The following is a 23020-nucleotide window of genomic DNA, read 5'->3' on the forward strand; positions in this document are numbered from 1 at the left end:
GATATGCCAGCATACACCATGCCGGGTCTGATGACCGGGCAAAATACAAACGATATCGTTAAAAAACTGGTCGAACTGGAACGCCGGCCCATCAAGAGATGGGAAACGGAAAACGAATATTCCAAGGCCCAGGTCCAAATTTGGGGTGAGATCAAAAACCTGACCACAAATCTCCAAACCAAAAGTCGTGCCCTTGTTTCCTTTACCGCTCCTTTTGCTACCAAATCGGTCTCTTCTTCGGAAGAAGGGGTGATTACTGGCGAGGCTTCTCGCGCTGCGAAGTCGGGAAATCGTGCTCTAGAAATCACAGAAATGGCAAGCAAACACCAGTTATCCGGTGTAGCCATCGATACAGACATTCGTATCCCAGAAGGTAGTTTTACCATCTATTCGGGTAAGTCCAAAGAAACTGTCACCTTCCCGGGTGGGGGACTTACTGAGCTCACGCAAGCCATTAAAAATATGGCCGGGGGACTTGCCGAAACTTCCATCATCAAAATTGATAAAGACTCCTCCATTCTCACAGTAACTTCCATAAAGACCGGTAAAAAGAATGAACTCCAATTTTCCGATCCGAATGGAATTTTGAAATTGGCAGGTCTTGTTGGTGAAAACAAGGCCAGTGTGGAAGACACCAAACAATTATTATCTTTAGATCTATTAAAATCCAAAGCTTGGGAACCTACAAAGTTTAAAAAATCAGAAACAGAAACCGAGAAGTTGGTTCAATCAGAAGAAGGAATTACTATCAAAGCAGACACTGCTTTTTCTGTTCCCATTGCTGTGACAGAAATCAAAGAAAGAGCCTTTGTTGAAATAGAAATCATTGGGGAAGCTCCGGCAGTGATGGAGCTTGGAATTGGTTTTGAAAAAGAAGGTAGTGTTCGCAATAAATTCCTTCCCATTTCCAAAACAGAATCTAAATATATTTTTCCTGCCGGTGATTATGCTTCAGATAAAAATCTAACAACGATTATTTTATCAAATGCAGCGACTACACCAGTTTTGATTAAATCAGTCACTCTTGTCACACCACAAGCTCCCGGAACTGCGGAACCACTGAAAGTATTACAAGAAGGGAAAGACCTTAAAATCAAAATTGATGGCGTGGAAATCACTCGTGAAACAAACGATGCCATTGCCGATGTATTAGAAGGAATTTCTTTTAATGTGCACAAAGTCACTGAAAAACCGGTGACTTTAAAAATCCATGTGGATCATGCTAAGGGTTCTCTTCTCATCAAAGAATGGGTGGATGCTTATAACGAACTCATGAAGTTTTCCAAGGAAGTCACTTCCGTTGAAAAAAATGGAAAGATCTCTGATAAAAAGGAAAGTGATGATTCCAAAGCCGCAGATATCTCTAGAGATTTTTGGGATAACAAATCTAAATCGGGAATCCTTGCCGGCGAAAACGCAATTTTAAGACTCATCGCTTCTTTAAAAACAACAGCAAACTCTTATTATCCGTCATCGAAAGACAATGGATTTAAAGTTCTTACAGATATTGGAATCTCCACTGGGGCCGTAGGATCCAACTGGGAAAAAATCCAAGACGGACTTTTACAAATCGACCAAGAAAAGTTGGTTTCTGTTCTTTCTGAAAATCCGGATGGGGTTCGTGATTTATTTGCCTCTGACCCGAATAACGATGCGAAGATGGAAGAAGGGGTTGGAATTCGGTTATTAGAAACTTTAAGACCTTATAACCAATATGCTTCTGGAATTGTCACAAGCAAAGTGAAACTTTTGGAAGAAAGTGTCGCTGGGAATAATAAAAAAATCAAAGAACATGAGTCTCATCTCATAAGTTTTGAAGCCAAATTGAAACAAAGATTTCTCTACATGGAACAAGGTGTGGGGAAAAACAAATCAGTGGGTAACTATTTGCAGAATAATATGTTTAGAGGTAACGGTGGGGAATGATGAATATTTATATCAATGAACAACAATTAGATACTAAACTGGATGGCGAAACAAACCTCGGCCAAGTGTTGGATGAAATTCAAAAATGGATTGAATCCAATGGAAAGTATCTTCGTCATTTTACTGTCAACGGGAAAGAACTCAATCGTTCGGATCTCAATGCTGTTGGTGTGGACGAAACAGAACGTTTGGATTTATTTGTGGGTGAAGAACTCGATGTCATTGAAGATGGCCTTTGGGAAGTAGATAGTTACGTAGACAAAGTGGGATCCACTCTTGTGGGTCGTGATTCTCTGACTGAAAAAGAAACAGCGGATTTAAAAGAAGGAATCCCTTGGATCATTTCTATGATCCAAACTACGACTAAAATTTTGAATTTAAACCTAACCCTCATCCAACCAATGGGAAAAGGAAAGAACGTAGAAGAAATTTTGGAGTCCTTACAAAATGCTTCGGAAGTTCTCGATTCCACAAAAGCGATTGAGACTTTTTTAGAAGACCTTCGTGATGTAAAACTTTTCCTTATGGATCTAAGCACTCGCCTTGCTGTGATGCGTATGGACGAAAGTGAACTGATTGAAATCATTTCTCGTTTTGTGGATGATAGGGAAAAAGTCATCAAAGACTTTATGTTGGTGAATGAAAACTTCCAATCGGGAAAGGATCATTTGGCTTCTGAGATTTTGAATGATGCTGTGGGCCGGTTGACTGGTCTTATGTCAGCACTGGTTTCCATCCAAACTCGTCATGCAGAACTGGATTGGCAAACACTTGCTATCGATGAGAAAAAACTATCGGATGTGATTGCCAGCTTGAATGAAACACTTTCTAACATTGCTTCTGCGATGGAAAAAAATGATATTGTCTATGCAGGTGATATTTTGGAATACGAACTTCCAGAACTTTTGGATGCTTTCATTCCTTTTCTTTCTCTTGTATTAGAAAGAGTTGCTGTTTAAAGATTTGGTTCTTTAGGGAATCGGGCCGCAATCCGGTTCCCCGCTCCAAACAAAATTCCCACAAAAAAAACAACCCCTCCCCAAATTAGATTTAGATTCCACCCCAGGGACTTCTCATACATAGAATCGGACCAAGTGGAGATTCCATAGAGAGAGAGAATGGATCCAAGAGTGAGGAATAAGACGGCCAAAATTGCGGATAGGGAAATCATGGCGATACTCTATCCGAAGTTTCCCACCGATACAAGTCAATATTAAGGAACCAAACCGTTGACAGAAAGCAGATCCTTGGTTTTCTTTTCTGATATGGCTTTGTTTTTGGATTTGGACAACACTCTTTTACCTTCAAAACCAGCATATGAGTTTGCGATTGCCGAATGTGCTAAAGATTGGTCGGAGCGGAAGTTAGGTGGTGATTTTTTTTCCTTATATGAATCTGCCAGAAAAAAAGTAAAAAACCAACTTATCGGGCATAGTTCGAACCGCCTGCGACTTTTGTGTTTTAAATTGATGTTAGATGCAGTGAAAACCCATTCCATCCCAAATCACAAGCCAAGGGAAACTGAGTTGAAATCCGCAAATGGTTTTCAAACCAAAGATATCGTAGATGTTTTGTGGATGGAAGAAAGATACCATTTCCATTTTCTGACTTACTTAAAAAGTGAATCGAAAAAGGAAAATTACCAAACCAAACTCTTTCCGAGACTAGTGGCCTTATCCAATAAGTTTCCTATTTTTTTAACGACCAACGAAACCTTACGAACCCAATTATTAAAAGTCTCTTCCTTTTTGCCTGAGGACTTCCGTTTTACTCTCATCACTTCGGAAGAGGTGGGACATGAGAAACCTACAACAAAATTCTTTTCCTATGTTTTAGAACGTTCGAATCAAAATCCTGAGGATCGTATTCTATTGGGTGATAACTGGGAAGATGATGTTATGGGTGCGAATCGTCATGGGATAGCAAGCATTCACATTCCTGATATGTGGGGTGAGGGATCTTCGGTGAGCGAATATCCTTCCGATACTCCGGCACCGATTTGGACGGCACCGAGTACGGTAGTTGCCCTTGACTTTGCCGAGTTATGGCTTTCGAAGCGTCAGAAATAAAGTATTATTCCAGTTGATGGTTCTAAAACTGAGTGCAAAGATAAGTTTTGTTAAATAATAATAACCTAACTTAAAATAAACGGCAAGTTTGCTTTTGCTTCCTGATACAGAAAGAATCGGCATAAGCACTTTGTAGTTTGGATCTGTAAATCCGCATTGTTTCCCGAGTTCTGCCAAAGTATGCATTTTGTAATTGTTCACATGGTCTTTGGCTTCTAAGTAATGAACCCCTTCTTGCATCCCTTTTAGTTTCACCTTCAAATTGGCTTTGGCAAGTTGGATGGGAAAGTTAGGAGTTTGTAAAAATAGAATCCCACCGGGTTTGAGGAGTCCATGTAAATAAGTGAGTAGGGAATGGGGTTTGGGAATGTGTTCGATCACGTCCCATAAAGTGATGATATCAAAACTTTCTTTGGGAAGTTTGGAATCTTGCACAAGACCGGCATGTACAGTTTTCATTCCATTTTGTTCGTTGGCAAATTTGACTGCTTGTTTGGAAATCTCATAACCCACGGCAGACCAACCCGTTTTTTTTGTGAGCACTGCTTTGACAAAAAATCCAAGGCCACAACCTACATCCAGAAGGTTTCCTTTGTCTGATTTTAAGTAAGTAGAAATAAAATCGGAATACACAGCTCGGTGCGCATCGTCCCACCATTTTAAATCATAGGTTTGTTCTGCCCCGTCCCAATAACCTTCATAATGTTCTTCTTGTTCATAAGAGGAATACACATGACCACAGTTTCGACATTCCAAAATGGGGGTTCCATTTTCATTGAATACGGATTTGGACTCGGAAGATTGGCAAAGGATACAAGATTTCATGGTCTATGAGTCAGTCTAATTGATGAGAACAAGGGTCAAACCAAAAACCTTGATCCGACTTGCCAATAGCTATGGCCCAAAAAACATGGGGTGAGATAAGAGAGGAACCGATGAAAATCAACTTCACCAAAATGGAAGGAATTGGAAATGACTATGTGTATATCGATGCCACAAAAAACGATATTCGCATGAGTCCCGAACAAATCCAAAAACTATCCGACCGCAATTTTGGAATCGGTGGAGATGGGGTGATTTTTATCCGCAATTCAAAAACAGGTGAGTTCCAAATGGACATGTACAACTCGGATGGAAGTTCTTCTGAGATGTGCGGGAATGGAGTTCGTTGTGTCGGAAAATTTGTTTTTGACCATGGTCTTACCAAAAACCAAAAACCTACCATTGAAACTGGGAAAGGTGTCCTCACCCTCGATTTAAAAACAGGAACCAATGGCAAAGTCGAGATGGTCACTGTGGATATGGGAGAACCCATCCTAAAACCATCCCTTGTTCCTATCGTTTGGCCGGGTGACGAAGCGGTCATCAACCAAGTGATCGAAGTCCAAGGAAAACAATATCATTTTACAGCTGTTAGTATGGGGAATCCACATTGTGTGATTTATGTGGATGATGCCGATGCCTTCCCTGTTCGGGAAATCGGGCCCTTAATTGAAAACCATCCTCTCTTTCCTAGAAGAGTGAATGTAGAATTTGTATCCATAAAGGGAAAAGACCATCTTTACCAAAGGACTTGGGAGAGAGGAACCGGAGAAACCTTAGCCTGCGGGACAGGAGCTTGTGCGGTGACTGTGGCTTCCATTCTCAATGGAAAGACAGGGCGATCGGTAAAGATTGATCTACGAGGTGGAACTCTCCATGTCGAATGGAAAGAAAATGGATCTGTGATGATGACAGGACCTGCCAAAGAAGTATTCTCTGGAGAAGTGGAGATTTAAATTTAGCGATTCACTGCCGAAACTTGTCCTATCTCTTTTCGAGCTACAGACAAGTCGAATGGCTATCAATTATTTCTTTAAATAATCTACTTTCTGCAATTCACCCATTCTACGTTTGGTTTCGTTCGAAACTTCCACCATACCCTTGTCAAGTGGTAGGTGGGCGTAGTTCTCGTACTTAATCACTTCCCCAAACACAACATTGATTTTTTTGTAAACCACGCGACGTTTGATATCACAAACTTCTTTAGGCATACCCATAAAGGCACGTACCAAAGGAGGGATAGGATAGTCAGTGACTGTTTCTTCATCGGGAATGATGACAGTAGGTAAGATATCGACTTTGTTTCGAAGGCTAAAGGCAGCAAAGCCGGAATGGAAGTTGGCAAGTGGGGCAGAGAAATCGTTTTGCACCATATAGTCATGGCCTTCGGGAAAAATCCCAAGCACATCTCCATTTTTAAAGACCTGTTGTACCTTTTTGATACTGGCCATAGAGATATTGCCATCGATGGCCATGGGAATGGTTCCCGTTTTTTCGACTAAGTCTTTGAAAAGAGGAATACGAGTGGTATACTCCGCGGCAATCCAGGAAATAAACCTGGGAAAAACCGAACCAATGACAAAGGGATCCATATCACTTCTATGGTTGCAAGTGAGGATGAGTTTGCCATTGGGAACAATGTTGTGGTAACCGTAGACAGTGGTCGTCACCGCCAAATTAAAGAACGGAGTGACAAACTTTTTGATGTTCTCAACATTCTTTTTGATTTGGTCTACGGTGTTTTCCATTTCATTCTCCTAAGATTTTTTGCCACCAAGACTTGTCAGAGGGGTCCGAGCTGGGATGTCTCGGTTCTTGGCCCGCTCCACTGCCTCCATTGGACTCTCTGGGATCATTGGCGAGTGGATTCTCTCTACGTTTTTTTCCTAAATGAGGGCTTGGTACGGTTCTTTTTATCTCTTCCAACTCTTTTTGGGCAGATACATTGGTTTTTAAAAATGCACGGATTTCATCCCATTGGGGATCAAAATCATTTCCGTACATGGCATAATTCATAAGATCAATACGATCAAACTCGGGCATGATCAAGATTGAAAGTGATGCCTCGACAAATTCAATCCAAATTTTATTCGGGCACTCCAGAATGGGGGAGGGCTGTTCCGAAAATAATAAAGTGAGAGATAGAATCGAGTCCAAGAGACATAAGATCAAAAAAACAAACCAGAACACATCCCTTTTGCCTCCGAATGTTGTACCCTTTCCCGTACTCCCCAATAAGGAGAAAATTTTCCATCTCTGTGAAGATTTGTTTTGCGAGCCGGGTGACGAAAGGGAAGCATAGAAATGATGCCAAAACGACTCGCCATATTTGCTATATTTTTCCTTGTGTTTCAGAACTCTATGTGTTTGAAACTTTGGACCGTTTCTTCCAAATACCGGACTACAGAAGATTCCAGAGACCACAAAACCTATCAGAAGACCCGCAGTTATCTAAAGGCAAAACAGTGGTTGGAATACAAATTGGATCCGGAGTTATCTAAGATTGAAGCGGAGAACCAAGAGACCGGGGAAATCAGAGGGATAGGCCTCATTAAATGCTACGTTCCTTATGGAATTGGGGAAGTGGATGCCAATGAACATGAATTTGAATACATTGTAAAAATTCGAGACGGGCATGCTGAAATGCAAGTGAACAAAATCTTTTCTTTCATTCGGGATCCGAATGATATCATTCTCAATTATGGGCCAAAAAATGAGAAGGTCGCCAAGATTACGATCCGGTCTTGTTTTCGACCATTGATGGATGATTTTTTTGAATTTATCAAATAGAGAAAAAGATTAATATCCGAGCGGGTTTCCCACTGTGGAACCCGTAGATCCGTAAGTGTTGGTTCCCGTTGCGGAATCTGTCATTCCGTGATGATTGAGATTGTTCGAATTGCCACTGTTAGTGGATGAACGGGAAGAAGAATCCGAAGATCCTGACTGGGAAGCGGCACCTTGTGTTCCATCCCCTTCCAAAAGATCCAGAATGTCTTCAGTGCTTACCAACTTGATTTCGTTACACGAAATGAGTAAGAAACTAAACAATACAATACCAAGAGTAAACTTCATTCCGTTTCCATTTTGAATGATTTTGGAATCAGGTTCAACCATTTTATTCGCCCAAATAATAGGAATAAATTCGTTCTTTGGTTTCCCTTCCCTTCAATTCATATTCCCCTTCGGACTGAAGTTTGGATCGAATTTCTTCTGGTAAAAGAACGGATGTGTTTTCTGTGAGGAGGAGAGTTTTCTTGAGTCCCTTGCAGAGACCTTCCACTCGGGAAGCGGTATTGACCGTGTCTCCAATCACAGTAAATTCCATACGATTGGCAGAACCAATGTTTCCCACAAGGAGGCTTCCTGTATGGATTCCAATTCCCATCTTTAGTTCTGCCAAACCTTCCGATAAAAATTGTGCATTGAGAGAATCTAGATTTTTTTGCATTTGTAGAGCTGTTGCAAACGCTCGTTCGGCGTGATCTGCCATAGGCATCGGGGTTCCAAAAACAGCGAGGATGGCATCTCCAATGAATTTGTTGATGAACCCGCCGTGGATTTCGATGGCATTACTCATTTCTTGGAAGTAACGATTGAGGATGTACAATACTTCTTCTGGTTTTCGTTTTTCTGAAAGTTTTGTAAAGTCTCGTAAGTCAGAAAATAGAATGGAAGCATCGACTACTTTTCCACCTAGACTATGTTCGTTGGACAAAAGGTAGTCACGGACTCTGGGATCGACAATCCTACCAAAGGTATCTTTGATCCTTTCTCGTTCCGCAAGGCCTTCTGCCATTTCATTTACCGCATCCCCGAGTAGTCCCAATTCATCGGAGCTAAAAATTTTGACCCTGGTATCAAACTTTTGTTCTTTGATGAGTTGGGTGGCCTTTTCGATTTGATTCAGTGGGTGTTGTAAACTGGATGCAAAAGACATCGCAAAGGCAAAGGAAAAAACGAGCATGATGGCGATGACTTCAAAGAGTACATCGTTATGAACCAGTTCGTGAAGGTTCAAAATGTTTTGGTTGGTTCGTAATAATAGACCAAAGATTAAAAGTACAATCGGAAAGAGTGTAGATGCGGCCCAAAAGATGAATTGTTTGGTAACAATGGAAAATTGTTTTCCATGAGCATACTTTCCAAGACCCCCTTCTGGAAACACACAAGGGATGATGAGGAGTTTGTTTAAGTAAGTGGTAGTGGCATAAGAAAAGGCAAAAGCAAATAGACCCCAAAATGCAAACAATATGGAAACAGTAACAATGCTTTGGTGAGGTGCATCTGGAAACAGGGCATCGATTCGACAGACACTTAAAAAATTGGAAAGTTCCCAACCAATAAATCCTAATAAACTAATGGTGAGCGGTGAATGAACGATACGGTGTCTTGCTCTTTCTTCGGAGATAAGATTACAACCTTTGGAAGAAAAAAGAAATTTTGCTATGGGTAAACTATAAAAAAACAAAAAGAGAGTGATGATGGGAAAGGGAGCCCAAGTGAATATAGCTAATGTTAGGTCCTTTTTGATTTGTGTCGCTTCGAACAATGCTAAAAACTGGTCCGGCAAAAATGCGGAGGCAGTGTAGTTCGCAAAGAGGAGTGTGAAGAGACAGGCACAAAAAGGAACAATAAAGTAGATGAGTAAAAATGCGATGAATTGGATGGTGCGGCCTGGTTTCATATCAATAAGTTCCTTATAACTTGGTTGTTTTTGTACTTCGTTTCAATAAGATTCTTTGCACTTGGATGTGTTTTGCGTCCGTCAGTGGAAAAAATAAAAAGAGGATCGAGCCTAAGATAAAGAAGAATCCCACGCCGGGACCAAAGATCATCGCCAAACGAAATCCCACATCTGCTGATTGGGTGGTGGCACCATTTTGGAATCCAATGGCATCGAGTAAAAAACCGGTGAGAGCGATTCCAAAGGCTTGAGAAAACTTAACTCCCATCTTCCAAATTCCAAAATACAATCCTTCTCTTTTTTCACCAGTTTTGAATTCATCATAATCCACAACATCAGTAAGGATAGAATCCATAATGAGAATGGATCCAGCACAGATCCCACCCACAAAGGCAGCAATGAGAGGAGGTCGTAGTTCTCCATAGGGGAAGAGGGGATATACAATGACGGTAAGAACACCAAGACCAAATACACCGAGAAAGGCCGGGATCTTCTTCCCGATTTTTTTGGCGATCCAAACCCAGAACCCTATCGAAAGGATGAGGACTAGAAAAAAAGGCAAAAGGATATTGATGACCACAAGGGATTCTTTTAGTCCCAATCGATACTCGTAATAGTAGAGGGCAATGGCTGAGTTGAATGTCCTTCCAATCGTTGCAATGATAAAGGCAAAAAGTAGAATGAGAAACATTTTGTTTTTTAAAATGGAAGCAAATGCTTTAAAGAAAGGTATCTTTTGTTCGGAATGATTTCTTACATTGTCTCTTCCCCGAGTCACAAGAAAGGTGATGATGGAAGAAACTAAAATCACTATGGATACAATTTCACCGGCTACAGTTCGTGAGGTGATGATGTTCTCTTTTGCCGATTCATCACCTAAAGATTGTAATATGGCAGCCGGAACTATCATTCCAATGAGCATTCCAATATTACTAAAGAAAAGTCTCCATCCAAAGACAGAGGTTCTTTCGTTCCTTTCAAAACTAAGTTCCCCACCCAGAGCAATATGAGGGACAGAGATAATGGTCATGGCCGTATTCACAAAAAGATAAACAGATAGTAGATAAGCAAACTTACCCATTTGGGTAGTGAGATGCGGCGGGGAGAAGAGGAGTAAGACCGCTAGGGAGAGTAAAACCCCACCTAGGAGGATGTAGGGCCTTCTACGCCCCCATTTGGTATGCGTATGGTCAGAAATTCGGCCCATCAGGGGATCACTGACAGCATCCCAAATGACGGATATGGATAGGGCAATCCCGGCCAAACTAGAATTTAATCCAACGATTTCTGTGTAGTATTTGAGTAAGTAAATTTGAGTGAAGAGTTGAACGGCTGTTATGCCAGTCTCTGCCAGTCCATATCCCATTTTTATGGGGAGTTTCAGTTTAGTTGGATTCATTCATGGACTCAAGTATTGGACGGGGGAACCTAGATTCTGGGGTGAGAAAATTTAGGTCTTCAGTGAATCGGTTTGGGAACAATTAACTGGTTTGATTCCTTTTGGGTAAATAACAGATTCGAATCAAAGAAATATCATCGATGACTTGTCCTGAGGATTCAATTTGTTTTGTGATGGCGAGTAAATTGCCTTTTGTGGATTCCACCAGTTTCAAAAATACTTGTTCGTCCGAATTGATTTCCCATTTCCCTTCGGCATCCAAACGTAACACGTCGTCCTTTCCATCCGAGCCAATGATGAGCACATCTTCTGATTGGAGTTGGAATTCTTTTATGTTTTGGGTGGTTGAGGCACCTAGAGTTCCTAGTTTTCGAGAAGAATGATCTGTTTGTAGATACTCGGCCTTTTCCTTTCTATACAAAACAATCGGTGGGTGTTCTGCATTGAGAAAGAATAACTTACCTGTATCTTCTTCCAAAAGACCCATGGTAAGAGATACAAGCATGGTTCCGTCAAAGGCCTCAAAGATCATATGCATTTCTTGAAGGCTTGTTTTTAGCCAGTCTTCTGGGCTAATCAGTTCATACCCTGGATCTGTTTTGGTTCTTTGGACAAGAGATTGGAAGACAGCCCCAAATACCAAGGCACCACCGGCACCTTGCATGGACTTACCCATAGCATCCGCATTGACAAAGAGTAAAAACTTTCTCTTTTGTAAAACGATGGTGTGCGAGATATTGATATCCCCTCCTATGTCATACCTTCTATCTTTGTATTCGAATACTTTTTTTTGACGAACCAAATGGTCGACTTCTAGTTGGATGCTATTTACATCTTTGACGGCAAGCGGACTTAATAGTTGATAGGTAAGAAAATAATCCCCATCTTGTTGGATTTTCAGTTTGCTGATATCTTGTAAGGACTTGTTGAGTTCGTTTGTTCGAAGTGTTACCTTTTCTTCTAATCCTTCGTTTAGATTCTTAATTTCCTCATACATTCCTTTCAGTTTCGATATTACTGAATTGAGATAAAATGCTTGTTTGGCGAAGTCGTCACTGGACTTGGGAGTAACAAGAACATCAAAATTTCCTTTCGCCAGTTCCCCCAAAGATCTACTGGTTTCGTTTAGACCCTCGTTGACTGATTTAGCAACAACATAAGAACAAACAATCAGAGGAACAATAAAGATAAAGGAAACAGTGACAATGGGAATCATTGGGTCTTCTACTGCTATTTCTCCCATCGCTAGAGAATAGAGAATATAGGAAAAGATAACAAAAGGAAGGGCGGCCAAACTGAAAAAAGCAACAAGGATCCTTGCGAAATAATTAAACTTAGGAATGTCCTTTTCCTGAAGTTCAATGTTTTTGATTTGAGGAAGGTCGAAGAGACAGCGAATGGAATTTTCAGAAATAAAATAATATGTTACAAAGGAAATCGGTGCAATCATCACAAAGGTAAAAATAGCAGAACGTGCCACCGAAGGCATATATGCCACTAAATGAAAAAACAAAAGGCTTATGGGAATAACACCAGATAACCAGCGTATGACGATGATGATGGCCTCAACTAAGGGATAACGAAATAGAAGTATTTTTACGGATTTTGCATACTCTACTTCTTCTTTGGATAAAGAAGAGAGTTTTGAAGAAGGAATCGTAATCCTTTCGATTTTAGCAAAAACATATTTTAATAGAAGATGGCGGGCAAAGGTTCCGAGAAGGCCGATTCCGGTAGCAAAGACAACACAAAGGGCGATAAAGATCCGCCAGTGGTCCGGTTCCATCTTTTGCGTGATGATGGCGTAGTACACAGCGAACGGAACGGGAACTGTATGGGTAAACGCTTCGAGTTTTAGCGTTAGATCCCAAAAGATAGTTTCTCGTTTCACGTTTGCACCTGACTCGTCCAATATCGGATTTTTCACCTGTTCCTTAACCCCGAGAGAACTTATGACAAAAATACCACGATGTCAAGCCAATGCCCACTGGGATCGAGAGAAACCTGAATTTCTGACGTAGGTTAGGTTTGGAAGGATTCTAATTCGATTTTAGATGATTCTTAGGATTCTTGCGAATGGATGGGCAAGCCCTAGGCGGATTCTGGACTAAACTTTTAGTCTTCCGAATTCCAACCTACCGAATAAATAACGGCCGTTATAGTTGTAAAAATAGCATAATAAGCAACCCATACCCAAACAAGGACAGGGGGAGCAAAGTTTGTGAGAGACAGTGTCCAAAGCATGGGGGAAACAAATCCAATGATAGAAACTAAGATTCCAACGAGAAATCCACCCACAAGACCCTCCGGGAGAGAATCTTTGATTAAGGAATACAAAACTCCAAAGGATAAAGTAAAGACTAAATCGCTGAAGACAGGAGCTAACCAAAAAACATCAGTTATGAGAATGAAGGTTCCTTTGAAGTTTGGATCAAAGTAAAACTTTGAAAAAAACAACATTCGGAGTGGTATAGAAACCGCTTCCCAAAACGAAAAGGCCAGAAGGAACCGGACCAAAATCCGATTCCATTTTTCTGTATTCAGCGAACTCAAAATCTTACTTACCTAAGATGAACACGAAGTTCGTAGTCGCAGATCCACCGATGTTAAGCATAAGGCCATTTTTAGCACCTTTTACTTGGTAATCACCTGCCGTGTTCGTCACTTGTTTGTATAGGTCGAGCATCATACGAACCCCGGACGCACCTACTGGGTGACCCACACCGATCAGTCCACCGGATGGATTGATTGGTTTTTTACCACCAAAGTCAATCGTTCCGTCTTCGATCGCGATATGTTCTTTTCCTGGTTCAGAAATTCCAAACGCAGAGATAGCAGCATACTCAGAAGAAGTGAAACAGTCATGAGTTTCAAACACATCAATGTTTTTTACATCTAAGTCAGCACGTTTGTAAGCATCTTTTACTGTTTGGCGAGTCCATGGAAGGATGTATTTGTCCCCAACGGATTCTAGTTTTTTTGCTTCAAAAGTAATTGGTGCCACTCGGTGTCCCCAACCTTTGATGCGAGGGATATCGTCGAACTTACGGCCCGTTTTTTTAGCGTATTCTTTTGTGTAATCTTTGGAAGCAAGTAGAGTTACCGCAGCACCGTCTGTTACTTGTGAACAGTCAGTGATACAAAGTCTTCCACCCACAGCCATATTGTTATCTCCCCCGCGAGCCATTGCATGTTCTTTGTTCATGAACCATGTGCGAGTTTGTGCTTTCGGGTTACGTTTTGCGTTTGCGTAGTTGATACGAGAAATTTCAGCAAGAGCATCCATAAAACGTTCTTCTTTCAATTCGTAACGCTCTAAAATAACATCTGCTAGTTTTCCGAAAAGTTTAGGGAAAGGAAATTGAACTCCCTTCGCTTCTTTATCGTAGTAAGCAGCAGTTCCAAGGAAGTCACCACCTACAGAAGAAGAAACAGTTTTCATCACTTCCACACCAAGAACGATCGCTAGATCGTAATCTTCGGCACGGATATGTGTGATGGCAGCGTCAAGGGCAACGGATCCAGAAGCACAAGCGGCTTCGTAACGAGCACCAGGAACACCAAAAAGAGCAGGGTTTACTTCTGTTAAAAATGCACCTAAGTGGCCTTGGTTGGCATACTGTTCTGCATCGAAGTTACCAACAAAAACAGCCACTCGGTTTTCTTTATTCAATCGTTTGATTTCATCATAGCTGATGCCAACTTTTTCAAGAGCATCATCTAATACTTCACGCATCATGGACATGAAGGTTTTTCCTTCTTTAGTCCAGTTACGTTGGAAATCGGTTTGTTCTCCGCCTAGTACAAATACTTTTTCACTCATATGATACTCCTAATTAACCTTTGAAGAGAGATCGTGCATCAAGTTTGTCACCGAGTTCGTAAAACTTTTTGCCATCTTTTGCATCTTTTAAAAGTTTTGGAACTGGTACTTTAGACGTTTCCATCAGCTTAATTGTTTCTTTGGGGCCACCAAGGAAATCAACGAAAGCAGAGGCAGGAACCCAGTTAAAACCGAAACCCATAGCGCCATCAGTGTTTTCTTTTGTATCAACCACTTCTCCCACGAGCGAGAGCGAGTAACTGATATAACGTGAAATGAAATAACGAGCAATGTCTGCTTCGAAACCACTTGCAGTTTTTACTACATCCATTGCGGCTTTGTAGTTAGACTCTTTGATTTTTTGGCGAGCTTCTTTGATAAAAGGAATATCAAATTTTGGATACGGATCGTACTCACCAGTTTTGATATTATAAACAAATTTCTCACGTTTTCCGTCTGCGTGTTTCACAACTTTTGTGAGACCACCACCGGATTTCATACCGAGTTTACCGGCATCGATTAACTTCTGGAAGTAACCTGGAAGTTTGAATGTTTCGTGTGCTTCGTCTTTTGTATTTTCGTAGATATTGTCTACGATGGCTTTGTGAACATCAAGTCCTACGAAGTCAGCAGTTGCCAGTGGTCCCATAGCGCGACCTGTGTAACCAGACATGATTTCGTCAAGAAGTGCGATTCCACCTTTGTCAGCATACTTTTCTGCAAAGTGAGCCACTTCGTTCATCAACTGAAACCCAATGCGGTTTCCAGCAAAGGCAGGAGTGTCGTTTGTATAAACAACAGCACGGCCTAAAACTTTATCTAGGTATTCACCTAACGCTTGTGTGACTTTTTTATCGTTTCCCGAGTGAGTGACTAGTTCACAAAGGATCATTTTGTAAGGAGGGTTGAAAAAATGCGTTCCGTAGTAATGTTTTTGGCCATCTTCATCGTAAGCTTTTGCCAAACGACCGATAGAAAGTCCAGAAGACACAGTGGACACGATGGTTCCGGGACGACGAGCCTTCGCAATACGAATATTGATTGGTTCTTTGACTTCGTAACTTTCCGCCACGAGTTCGAATACCCAATCTGACTCAGCGACAGCTTTTTCCAGATCCGCATCGTAGGAACCAGGGATCATTCGTGCGCGAATTGTATCCGTTTTTACGGATGCGACAGCGGCTTCGATACCCTGTTTTGCTTTTTCAACATCTCTAGCGAGCATATGGACTTTAGCACCACCGAAGGCGGCAATGACGCCTGCACTTCCAGAGCCCATGGCTCCGTTGGCACCTAAAATCGTGACAGTTTTGATTTCTCTCATGAAGGAATTTCCGAATCTAATTTTTACTTACCGTTCTAGAAAGCCAAGGTGACAGGAAAATCGTTTTTTTTTGTCAGATTTGTTACAAAAGAGGGTCGGAGGGGGTGGGGGTGAGAATACAATTTCCCCGCCCGATGAGAGGGTGGGGAACTAGACCCGCCGCCCAATGGTTTCCTTCTATCACGACCTACCTTTTTTGGCACGCGACTTCCCAAAATCCTCCATTTTAATTCTGATAAGTTCGTAGTTTCGACTCTGGGCGCCCGGGCCGGCTCCTTCGGGGTGCGCGTTCGCTCCCGTCCTCGGTAGGAGTTCCTCCTCCTCGGACCAAGCCCTACAGATCCCTGGCGCGGGGATTGGTTTGCTATATAGTGAATCATCGGTTTTTATATGAATAGAATCCTCTTTGGCAAAATGCGAGATTTGATTTCATTTTTCAGAATCGAATCAATGATTTGGGTGAATTCTTAGATACTGTATTATTTCATACGAATGAATCTTTATCAGTATTTTATGAACAATTAAAATGTTTATTACGTTGAAATAATATCTGTTATTTGCTAAAAACAATTTGACCTAACATAGGTTTCTGTTGCACTTTGACCGATGAATTTGAAAGAAAAACCCTCTAGTCAATGGATTATCATTATTTCAGTTTCTTGCTTAGGAATATTACTTAATTGTATTTCCTTTGTGAAGTATGAAAATCCTTCCCTGGCCAATACGCCAAATCCTGAATTTAAAGAAAAGAAAACAATTCTATTAAAATATTATGGTGATTACCTACGATATGGAAAACACAGTACAACTTATCAACACTTGCCACTCTTAAAGGAAAATATGGTTGATACCCTTAAAGATACAAATTTATTTCAAAACGTAGTGGTAAACGAAAATGAACCTCATGATTATGTGATGTACTACGAGTCTGATTTTAATGACAAAAGTTCTGTGGGTTTAGGAATTCTCTCAGGTTTAACTTTTATGCTTTTTCCAGTGAGCGTTGATTTAGACCACAATATAAAAATTTCTTTGTATGATACAAAAAATAAACTTTTAGCATCCAACCAAGAAAAAATTTACGTTGAAGGTTATCTTGGTTGGTTGCTTATACCAGTTTCACCTTTTTTCTTTTCGCCAGTTGTTGAAAAAAAAGCAACTCGAAACGTAATCTTTAGTGCTTTGAATGATTGGAAATCAAAAGGAATCATCAGATGAAATTTAGAGTTTTATCCATTGTAGTCCTATTGAATTTCATCTCTTGTGCAGAACTTCCTCCTTTGCAATATAAAAATTCGAAAAACGGAAAGATTAATTTATCTTTAGAAGTGATTGAGCCAGGTATCACACTTGATCGTTTTAATAAAGGTGATACTCAAATTTCGATGCGCGCAGTCTTGAGAAAAGGTCTGATTGAGTCTGATCTATTTAAATCAATTGTTAATTTTAATGGGGATCTTCAGCTCCGTGTTCTCAATAACGATAAAGAAGAAGTTCAGGAATTCAGCGGTTTCAATGCTAGACATAAACTTTCATTGACATTTATTGTTTTGAAAGATAAGAAAGAGATTTTTTCAAATACGTATGCAGCTGATGAAACTGCAACAACGTCAGAAAAGTTTAGCGGTAATCAACGCGTAGGATATGCAACTGAAAAAGCAACTTACCGTTGTTTAGAGCAATTTTTAGAAGATGTATCTAAACAAAAACTTTGAACTCACGAGGAAGTTTCCAGGAGTTTTGATGAAAATTTAAAATGAAATCCAAGCGCAAGCGGTAGTAGCGGAAATCCTTTCGCGATGCGAATGATTGGAGCGGATAACGCGGTCGGTTTTAGATAATCTGTTAGTCAACTAACGGATTCGAGGCGCCCAAAAGGAAAAACAAAAATTCCTTTTGGGGGCTGTCTCTTTTGAAATGATTTTTAAATTTCTACTTTGTTTGCACTTCCCTTTCCAAAAATTCCGTAAACTCAATTTGCCGATTAATGAATGTTAGATTGTATCTGCTTTCATAAAAAAGAAGGGCACTGGCCAAAAACAAACAGATTCCTCCGGTAATGGCTACAACCGTTGGAACCCATGCGAAATCTTTGGCAAAGGCAAGAGTGATGGCTAAAGTCAGGCTCGAAATCACAAAGAGAGAAGTGGCCAAATACAAAAACGCCATCGAACGTTGGATGAGAACGGCCCGTTTTTTTTGGACAGAGAGCTGTTGGCGCATATATACCATTCGCTCTGTTTGAAACCTTCGTTTGCCTTCTAAAATTAATTCCACTTCCGACTTTAATAAATTCACACGATCAAAAATACGGCCCAGTCGGTTGGCTGTGGAAAAGATCAAACTAGCGCAGGCAGAAACAAGGACTGCTGGGGTAATCATACCGGATAGGATTTCAGAGTTGGAAAACGATTCGAACATAAGGAATATGATATTGAAGATCGTTCGTTTTGGAAGGAAAAAATAATGAGAGTTTTTGCGAAACTGAATCGAAAGGAAAATTTCTAAAAATTCTAGAATGGCTTAAAAGATAAATGATATGGATTTTAAAGAAATTGGAAAAAATATGTTCTTTTATCGTTGTATCATTTATCGTTAATCTTCCGTTATGCGATGTAATCGTTATATATCATAAATAAATTGCGCTGGAAGAATTTTTAGTATTTTCTTATCTAAGGTCCAAAGTTTTAAATTTCTTTGTTTGGTTTCGAATATTAAGATAGAATCAATAAGTCCAATTCCTTTCTCTAAATGTTTATGTTCAAAAGAAAATTTTCCTGCTTGAATGAAGGTGCCATTAGACAAAATATTATTTAAACTTTCCCAGTAATCTAAAACAAAAGCGACTTCAGTTTTGTTTTTGCAACCTTGTAATAATTCACCAAAAACAACTTCGTGAGCAATTACATCAGAAGATTCAATCAATCCAACTAATTTAGAAAAATATGGTTCTTTGCCGCGAAAAAATTCAATCCAAACAGAAGTATCAACTAAAATCATTATGTTCTATTAATTCTTCTAATTTTTTCGGCACTAAATTCACTAGAAAATTGCAAAGGATGTTTTCTTAATTTTTCATTTAGTTTTTTTACTTTTGCAAGTTTAACCCACTCAGAGAGAGCCTTTTGCAGAGAATCAGTAATATTTTTTCCTTCAGTATATTTTTGAACTTCGATTATTAAATCATCAGGTAGTATTGCTGTTACTTTCATACGATCAAATATACGATAGTCCTTCGTATCTGTCAATTCTAATTTCAGTTTACTAAGATAAGTTTTGCAAACATGTCAAATAACGCTTGATATACGAAAATATTGTTGACCTTCGGATTCGGAGTTTATAGAATAACCGCTGTCATACCCATATGAAAATTAGAATGTTTATCTTGGTTTCCTTAAGTTTCCTTAAGTTTCCTTAAGTTTCCTTAAGTTTCCTTTTTGCTTATTGCGTAAATTCGATTCCCAACCAGTCCGATCGAAAAAACGCAATCTCTGCCAAACTCACCCCGCTTCTTTTGGGAATGCAGGGTTCTGCTGGACAAGAGGGACATAATATTACAAATGTCTATGATCCCAATGCCATTTACTATCCGAGTGAGGAGGAATTGACTGCTTCTCTTTCACTGGAAGAAGGTTTGGATGCCCAAAAGCTATTAACTCCAGAATCTCTGCAAAAAACTACGTCTGACTTCACAGAACTCAACAAGTATGTATTTCTATCACCGGCAGAAATGGATGAGGAGGCTCTTGCCTGGAAGAATGGAACTCCGCTGCCACTAAGGACTCTTTCTGCGAATGAACAGGAAACACGTTACCAGGACAAAAAAAATCTTATGAATGATTTTTACTCCAAAGCACTGGAAGAAGTTCCCAAACTATCCTCCATGCAATTGTCTCATTTGCGAGGGAATGCTTTCCTCGGGGTTTTTGCTTATTCCTATTTGAAGGACTATTTTGTGAGTTTACCAGAACGTGAAAAACAAATCATCGAGACCAATTTACATTGGTTAGTCTCCCTCCGCAAAGCAGCCATTGATGAAGCAGTCAGGAGAGGTAAGTAATATGAAGCAATTGATACTACTATTGCTTGTTTTAAGTTTTGTATCCTGTGAAGATCCAAAGAAAGAAAGCCGGAGCAATGCCGAAGGGTTTTTTGTGATTTGGTTTGAGACACTGTTTAGAATTTCTGGGCCTTATGATTCTGCTTGTGATAATCCCAATTATTCCACTCCTCTTTCTTTAAACAGTCTAGTCACTTTAGGTTCATTGAGTCAGAAATACCGTATTACAACTGGTTCCAATGGTTTTAAATATGCGTTTACGCTCTCAGGCGACTATCCGAATTGTGGGGTGACTCTTTATGTTTATAAATGCGCAAAACCGAATGTCTTTGCCACCAATTCCGATGTAAATTGTGATTCTGGAACATTTTCAAACCATGTTTCTGGGGCTACACAAACATGTGTTATTCCTTCATTTGCGAATCAAATGATTTTGATTTTGATTGAACCAAACTCAACATCATTCCCAACGACTAAATGCTCTACCATCACGTTTGAGGCACTACCTTGAATAAATTTCTTATACTAGCTTTAGTGGTTTTTGCAAATTCAATGTTGTTTTCACAACCATTTGCAGATTTACCTGATACTCAATCTTGCAATACAAACTCTAAGTTTTCACCACCGATGCAAACTTCGCCTGATCCAGTAAATCCACTTTACTACTCAAAAACTAGGGTAACTTTCTTTGGAGATAGTCGCATTGATTTTGCCAATGCAGTTCCCATGGGAATTAATCCAGCACTGTATTATGCGCCAGTAATTCCGTCCGCAGATTATCCTGGAGTTTCTTTTTCCCTTGGCCTATTTTATGGAGTGTCTAGTTTGGATTTTTATTTAGGCACGGATCCGAGTTGGAACATCCAAAACTTTGGCCATGGTGGCGATAGTTCGATTGAAATGTTAGCACATTTGAAAGCATGTCTGGTACGGCCAAATTATTCAATCGCACCGAATGTTGCGTTTGAAATTGGAGGGAATGATTATTTGCAGAATATGTTGATGATCATGCTTATGCCTTGGAATGGAGATGCATACATCAACCGAGCACTCAATAATATTGAAAGATCGGTTACTCTCTTTTACCAAAAAAGAAAAAATGTTTTAATTGTGGGGAATTATCCAGCGATTGGATGGTCTGCAATATTAGGGCTACCGGATGAACATAAGGGATTTGCATTTAGAACATTTAATTTTAAATATCAGTATATACTTCATAGGCGATCCATTTCAGATCAAATTTCTTTTGCCAATGCGCAAGCTTCTATTCAAGAAATCTTAAACGCTATTTTAACCGAATATAATGGTGTGTCGATGATGGATTTGTTGGGAGGAGTGACATCTGTTGCTTTAACAATTCCGATCAATGAAGATAAAAAATGTTTTGGAATGACAATACCGCCACATGCGTTGGCTCCTTATTTTTGTTGGCTCGCTGCGAATATTAGTGCACCTGGAACAATACCTACCCATCTGATGCTTCGCCAAGAGTTACAATACCCTGAAATACAAGCCAGGAGACGACCGTATTTCCAAGCGCAAGGATTAACTCTCGAATACTTACAAATCTGGGAAAAATTTATAAGTCCAGTCACGGGAGAGCCTTGGGTTGTGAATGATGCTTTGATGGGGGATATTGTGCACCCGAATGCCATTGGACTTTCCGTTTGGGGCCAGCAGGTAGCCGCTAAAATCAAAAGTATGGGTTGGCATCTACCAGGTGTTGCTCCAGTAGTCCCACCTCCGCCACCACCAACAGATACCGGTGGTGAAGTGATCGATAGACCAGAACCAAAGCCAATTTCAGATTTAGAATTATTAATCCTATGTTTTTGGTTCGGATTTTGCCATTTATAAAAAACTTAAATAAGATGATTCAGTTTACGGTTAGTCAAATTATCTCGTAACTATTGATGATCGGTTAACCTGATACGAAAGCTTTGCCTAGCTCTATTTTTTGATTTATGTGATTACGACTGCGGTATTCAAATACTTGGAAAAATCATCCAAGTTTGTGAATCGTTTTACAGTTTCAAAATCCTTTTCGGCTTCTGGGTATTGGCGAGATAAATAGTGTAACCATTGTTTGATCCTTCCAGCTCGGCTTTTTGCTTCCATATCAGTTTCTAAACTCAACCAATACTGAAATAAAATTTCTTTCATTTCTTCCCAAGAGAGACTTTCGTTTCTTTCCTTACGAATCATTAAAGCAAGAGCAGGGTTTGCAACGACACCTCGACCAATCATAATGTCTCTGCAACCTGAAACTTCACGGCACCTTTTGGCATCATCTACAGTCCAAATTTCTCCATTGGCAATAACAGGAACCTTGACCGTAGAACCAATTTTTGCAATCCAATCCCAATAGGCAGGAGGTTTGTATCCGTCTGTTTTGGTTCTCGCATGGACCACGATTTCTTCGGCCCCACCGTCTTCCAAAGCCTTTGCGCAAATTAGCGCTAGTTCGGTGGAATCAAAACCAAGTCGCATCTTTGCTGTCACAGGAATTTCTTTCGGAACGGCACTACGAATTGCTTTTACAATCGCAAACATAAGATCGGGTTCTTTGAGAAGAGCCGCTCCACCACGATTCCTATTCACTGTAGGAGCCGGACATCCAAAGTTAATATCAATTCCGTAGGCACCAAGAGATGCCACCTTACTGGCGTTCTCTGCCATGCAAATGGGATCAGAACCGAGAAGTTGGACCTTTACGGGAACACCTGCTTTGGTTCGGCAACCTTCATACAACTCGGGAACATATCTGTAATATCGATGGGAAGGGAGGAGGGTATCGTTCACACGAATGAATTCACTGACACATTCATCAAACCCACCTACGCGTGTTAGTGTATCACGCAATCGGTAATCGAGGAGTCCTTCCATGGGTGCCAGTAAGATTCGCAAAAC

25 protein-coding genes are annotated in these 23020 nt (G+C 40.3%); 10 read left to right on the forward strand and 15 right to left on the reverse strand.

Annotation, left to right across the window (positions count from 1 at the left end; all coding sequences use genetic code 11):
* Positions 1–3 precede the first annotated feature (3 nt).
* The gene (gene fliD, locus JWG41_RS07850; protein ID WP_205269374.1) at positions 4–1926 is read left to right on the forward strand and encodes a flagellar filament capping protein FliD; all 1923 of its coding nucleotides are present in this window, start codon (positions 4–6) and stop codon (positions 1924–1926) included.
* Positions 1923–2885 carry a hypothetical protein gene (locus JWG41_RS07855; RefSeq protein ID WP_205269375.1) on the forward strand — a complete coding sequence of 321 codons (963 nt, stop codon included), beginning with the start codon at positions 1923–1925 and terminating at the stop codon, positions 2883–2885. Before fliD ends, JWG41_RS07855 begins: the two co-directional genes overlap by 4 nt.
* Here JWG41_RS07855 and JWG41_RS07860 read toward each other — a convergent pair.
* Positions 2882–3097: a hypothetical protein gene (locus JWG41_RS07860; protein WP_205269376.1), complete on the reverse strand. Its 216-nt coding sequence runs from the start codon at positions 3095–3097 to the stop codon at positions 2882–2884. The genes JWG41_RS07855 and JWG41_RS07860 overlap by 4 nt on opposite strands.
* Positions 3098–3173: 76 nt before the next feature.
* Between JWG41_RS07860 and JWG41_RS07865 the strand changes: the two genes are divergently transcribed.
* Positions 3174–3995, forward strand: coding sequence for an HAD family hydrolase (locus tag JWG41_RS07865; RefSeq protein ID WP_205269489.1), 822 nt, complete (start codon positions 3174–3176; stop codon positions 3993–3995).
* On the opposite strand, the gene JWG41_RS07870 is transcribed toward JWG41_RS07865, so the two are convergent.
* Positions 3969–4820: a class I SAM-dependent methyltransferase gene (locus JWG41_RS07870; protein ID WP_205269377.1), complete on the reverse strand. Its 852-nt coding sequence runs from the start codon at positions 4818–4820 to the stop codon at positions 3969–3971. The genes JWG41_RS07865 and JWG41_RS07870 overlap by 27 nt on opposite strands.
* Positions 4821–4930: 110 nt before the next feature.
* On the opposite strand from JWG41_RS07870, the gene dapF reads away from it, so the two are divergent.
* Complete coding sequence (gene dapF / locus JWG41_RS07875) at positions 4931–5773, forward strand: diaminopimelate epimerase (RefSeq protein WP_205269378.1); 843 nt, start codon at positions 4931–4933, stop codon at positions 5771–5773.
* 69 nt (positions 5774–5842) lie between these two features.
* Here dapF and JWG41_RS07880 read toward each other — a convergent pair whose 3' ends face one another.
* Together JWG41_RS07880 and JWG41_RS07885 are read right to left on the reverse strand one after the other, a co-directional pair.
* Complete coding sequence (locus JWG41_RS07880) at positions 5843–6544, reverse strand: lysophospholipid acyltransferase family protein (RefSeq protein ID WP_205269490.1); 702 nt, start codon at positions 6542–6544, stop codon at positions 5843–5845.
* 22 nt (positions 6545–6566) lie between these two features.
* Positions 6567–6860, reverse strand: a complete 294-nt coding sequence (locus tag JWG41_RS07885) for a hypothetical protein (RefSeq protein WP_205269379.1) — start codon at positions 6858–6860, stop codon at positions 6567–6569.
* A gap of 261 nt (positions 6861–7121) precedes the next feature.
* On the opposite strand from JWG41_RS07885, the gene JWG41_RS07890 reads away from it, so the two are divergent.
* The gene (locus JWG41_RS07890; protein WP_205269380.1) at positions 7122–7607 is read left to right on the forward strand and encodes a DUF4468 domain-containing protein; all 486 of its coding nucleotides are present in this window, start codon (positions 7122–7124) and stop codon (positions 7605–7607) included.
* A 9-nt stretch (positions 7608–7616) separates the two neighbouring features.
* On the opposite strand, the gene JWG41_RS07895 is transcribed toward JWG41_RS07890, so the two are convergent.
* The 7 genes from JWG41_RS07895 to JWG41_RS07925 all read right to left on the reverse strand — a co-directional run bounded on the left by JWG41_RS07895 (position 7617) and on the right by JWG41_RS07925 (position 16050).
* A complete protein-coding gene (locus JWG41_RS07895) occupies positions 7617–7934 on the reverse strand; it encodes a hypothetical protein (protein ID WP_205269381.1) in 318 nt (105 codons plus the stop codon).
* Between the two features lies 1 nt (position 7935).
* Positions 7936–9504, reverse strand: a complete 1569-nt coding sequence (locus tag JWG41_RS07900) for an adenylate/guanylate cyclase domain-containing protein (protein WP_205269382.1) — start codon at positions 9502–9504, stop codon at positions 7936–7938.
* Positions 9505–9517: 13 nt separating this feature from the next.
* Positions 9518–10903, reverse strand: coding sequence for an MFS transporter (locus JWG41_RS07905; protein ID WP_205269383.1), 1386 nt, complete (start codon positions 10901–10903; stop codon positions 9518–9520).
* A gap of 82 nt (positions 10904–10985) precedes the next feature.
* Positions 10986–12794 carry a SpoIIE family protein phosphatase gene (locus JWG41_RS07910; RefSeq protein WP_205269491.1) on the reverse strand — a complete coding sequence of 603 codons (1809 nt, stop codon included), beginning with the start codon at positions 12792–12794 and terminating at the stop codon, positions 10986–10988.
* Positions 12795–13018: 224 nt separating this feature from the next.
* Complete coding sequence (locus tag JWG41_RS07915; protein ID WP_205269384.1) at positions 13019–13456, reverse strand: hypothetical protein; 438 nt, start codon at positions 13454–13456, stop codon at positions 13019–13021.
* A 4-nt stretch (positions 13457–13460) separates the two neighbouring features.
* Positions 13461–14726: an acetyl-CoA acetyltransferase gene (locus JWG41_RS07920; protein ID WP_205269385.1), complete on the reverse strand. Its 1266-nt coding sequence runs from the start codon at positions 14724–14726 to the stop codon at positions 13461–13463.
* 13 nt (positions 14727–14739) lie between these two features.
* Complete coding sequence (locus JWG41_RS07925) at positions 14740–16050, reverse strand: 3-hydroxyacyl-CoA dehydrogenase NAD-binding domain-containing protein (protein WP_205269386.1); 1311 nt, start codon at positions 16048–16050, stop codon at positions 14740–14742.
* A 606-nt stretch (positions 16051–16656) separates the two neighbouring features.
* Here JWG41_RS07925 and JWG41_RS07930 point away from each other — a divergent pair.
* Both JWG41_RS07930 and JWG41_RS07935 read left to right on the forward strand, forming a co-directional pair.
* On the forward strand, positions 16657–17268 hold the full coding sequence (locus JWG41_RS07930; RefSeq protein ID WP_205269387.1) for a hypothetical protein: 612 nt from the start codon (positions 16657–16659) through the stop codon (positions 17266–17268).
* The gene (locus JWG41_RS07935; protein WP_205269388.1) at positions 17265–17765 is read left to right on the forward strand and encodes a hypothetical protein; all 501 of its coding nucleotides are present in this window, start codon (positions 17265–17267) and stop codon (positions 17763–17765) included. Before JWG41_RS07930 ends, JWG41_RS07935 begins: the two co-directional genes overlap by 4 nt.
* A 217-nt stretch (positions 17766–17982) precedes the next feature.
* On the opposite strand, the gene JWG41_RS07940 is transcribed toward JWG41_RS07935, so the two are convergent.
* From JWG41_RS07940 to JWG41_RS07950, 3 genes are all read right to left on the reverse strand, one after another.
* A complete protein-coding gene (locus JWG41_RS07940) occupies positions 17983–18471 on the reverse strand; it encodes a DUF2721 domain-containing protein (protein ID WP_205269389.1) in 489 nt (162 codons plus the stop codon).
* A 201-nt stretch (positions 18472–18672) separates the two neighbouring features.
* A complete protein-coding gene (locus JWG41_RS07945; protein ID WP_205269390.1) occupies positions 18673–19050 on the reverse strand; it encodes a PIN domain-containing protein in 378 nt (125 codons plus the stop codon).
* A complete protein-coding gene (locus JWG41_RS07950; protein ID WP_205269391.1) occupies positions 19050–19262 on the reverse strand; it encodes a hypothetical protein in 213 nt (70 codons plus the stop codon). The genes JWG41_RS07945 and JWG41_RS07950 overlap by 1 nt, the downstream gene beginning before the upstream one ends.
* 308 nt (positions 19263–19570) lie before the next feature.
* Between JWG41_RS07950 and JWG41_RS07955 the strand changes: the two genes are divergently transcribed.
* The 3 genes from JWG41_RS07955 to JWG41_RS07965 are packed head-to-tail and all read left to right on the forward strand — an operon-like array spanning position 19571 to position 21967.
* The gene (locus tag JWG41_RS07955) at positions 19571–20110 is read left to right on the forward strand and encodes a hypothetical protein (protein WP_205269392.1); all 540 of its coding nucleotides are present in this window, start codon (positions 19571–19573) and stop codon (positions 20108–20110) included.
* Position 20111: 1 nt separating this feature from the next.
* Positions 20112–20621: a hypothetical protein gene (locus JWG41_RS07960; RefSeq protein WP_205269393.1), complete on the forward strand. Its 510-nt coding sequence runs from the start codon at positions 20112–20114 to the stop codon at positions 20619–20621.
* Positions 20618–21967, forward strand: a complete 1350-nt coding sequence (locus JWG41_RS07965) for an LIC10707 family hydrolase (protein WP_232373858.1) — start codon at positions 20618–20620, stop codon at positions 21965–21967. Before JWG41_RS07960 ends, JWG41_RS07965 begins: the two co-directional genes overlap by 4 nt.
* Before the next feature lie 105 nt (positions 21968–22072).
* Here the strand turns inward: JWG41_RS07965 and JWG41_RS07970 are convergent, their stop codons facing one another.
* Complete coding sequence (locus JWG41_RS07970) at positions 22073–23017, reverse strand: tRNA dihydrouridine synthase (protein WP_205269394.1); 945 nt, start codon at positions 23015–23017, stop codon at positions 22073–22075.
* Between the last annotated feature and the right edge of the window lie 3 nt (positions 23018–23020).

It is taken from the genome of Leptospira chreensis, from assembly GCF_016919165.1.
GTDB lineage: Bacteria > Spirochaetota > Leptospiria > Leptospirales > Leptospiraceae > Leptospira_A > Leptospira_A chreensis.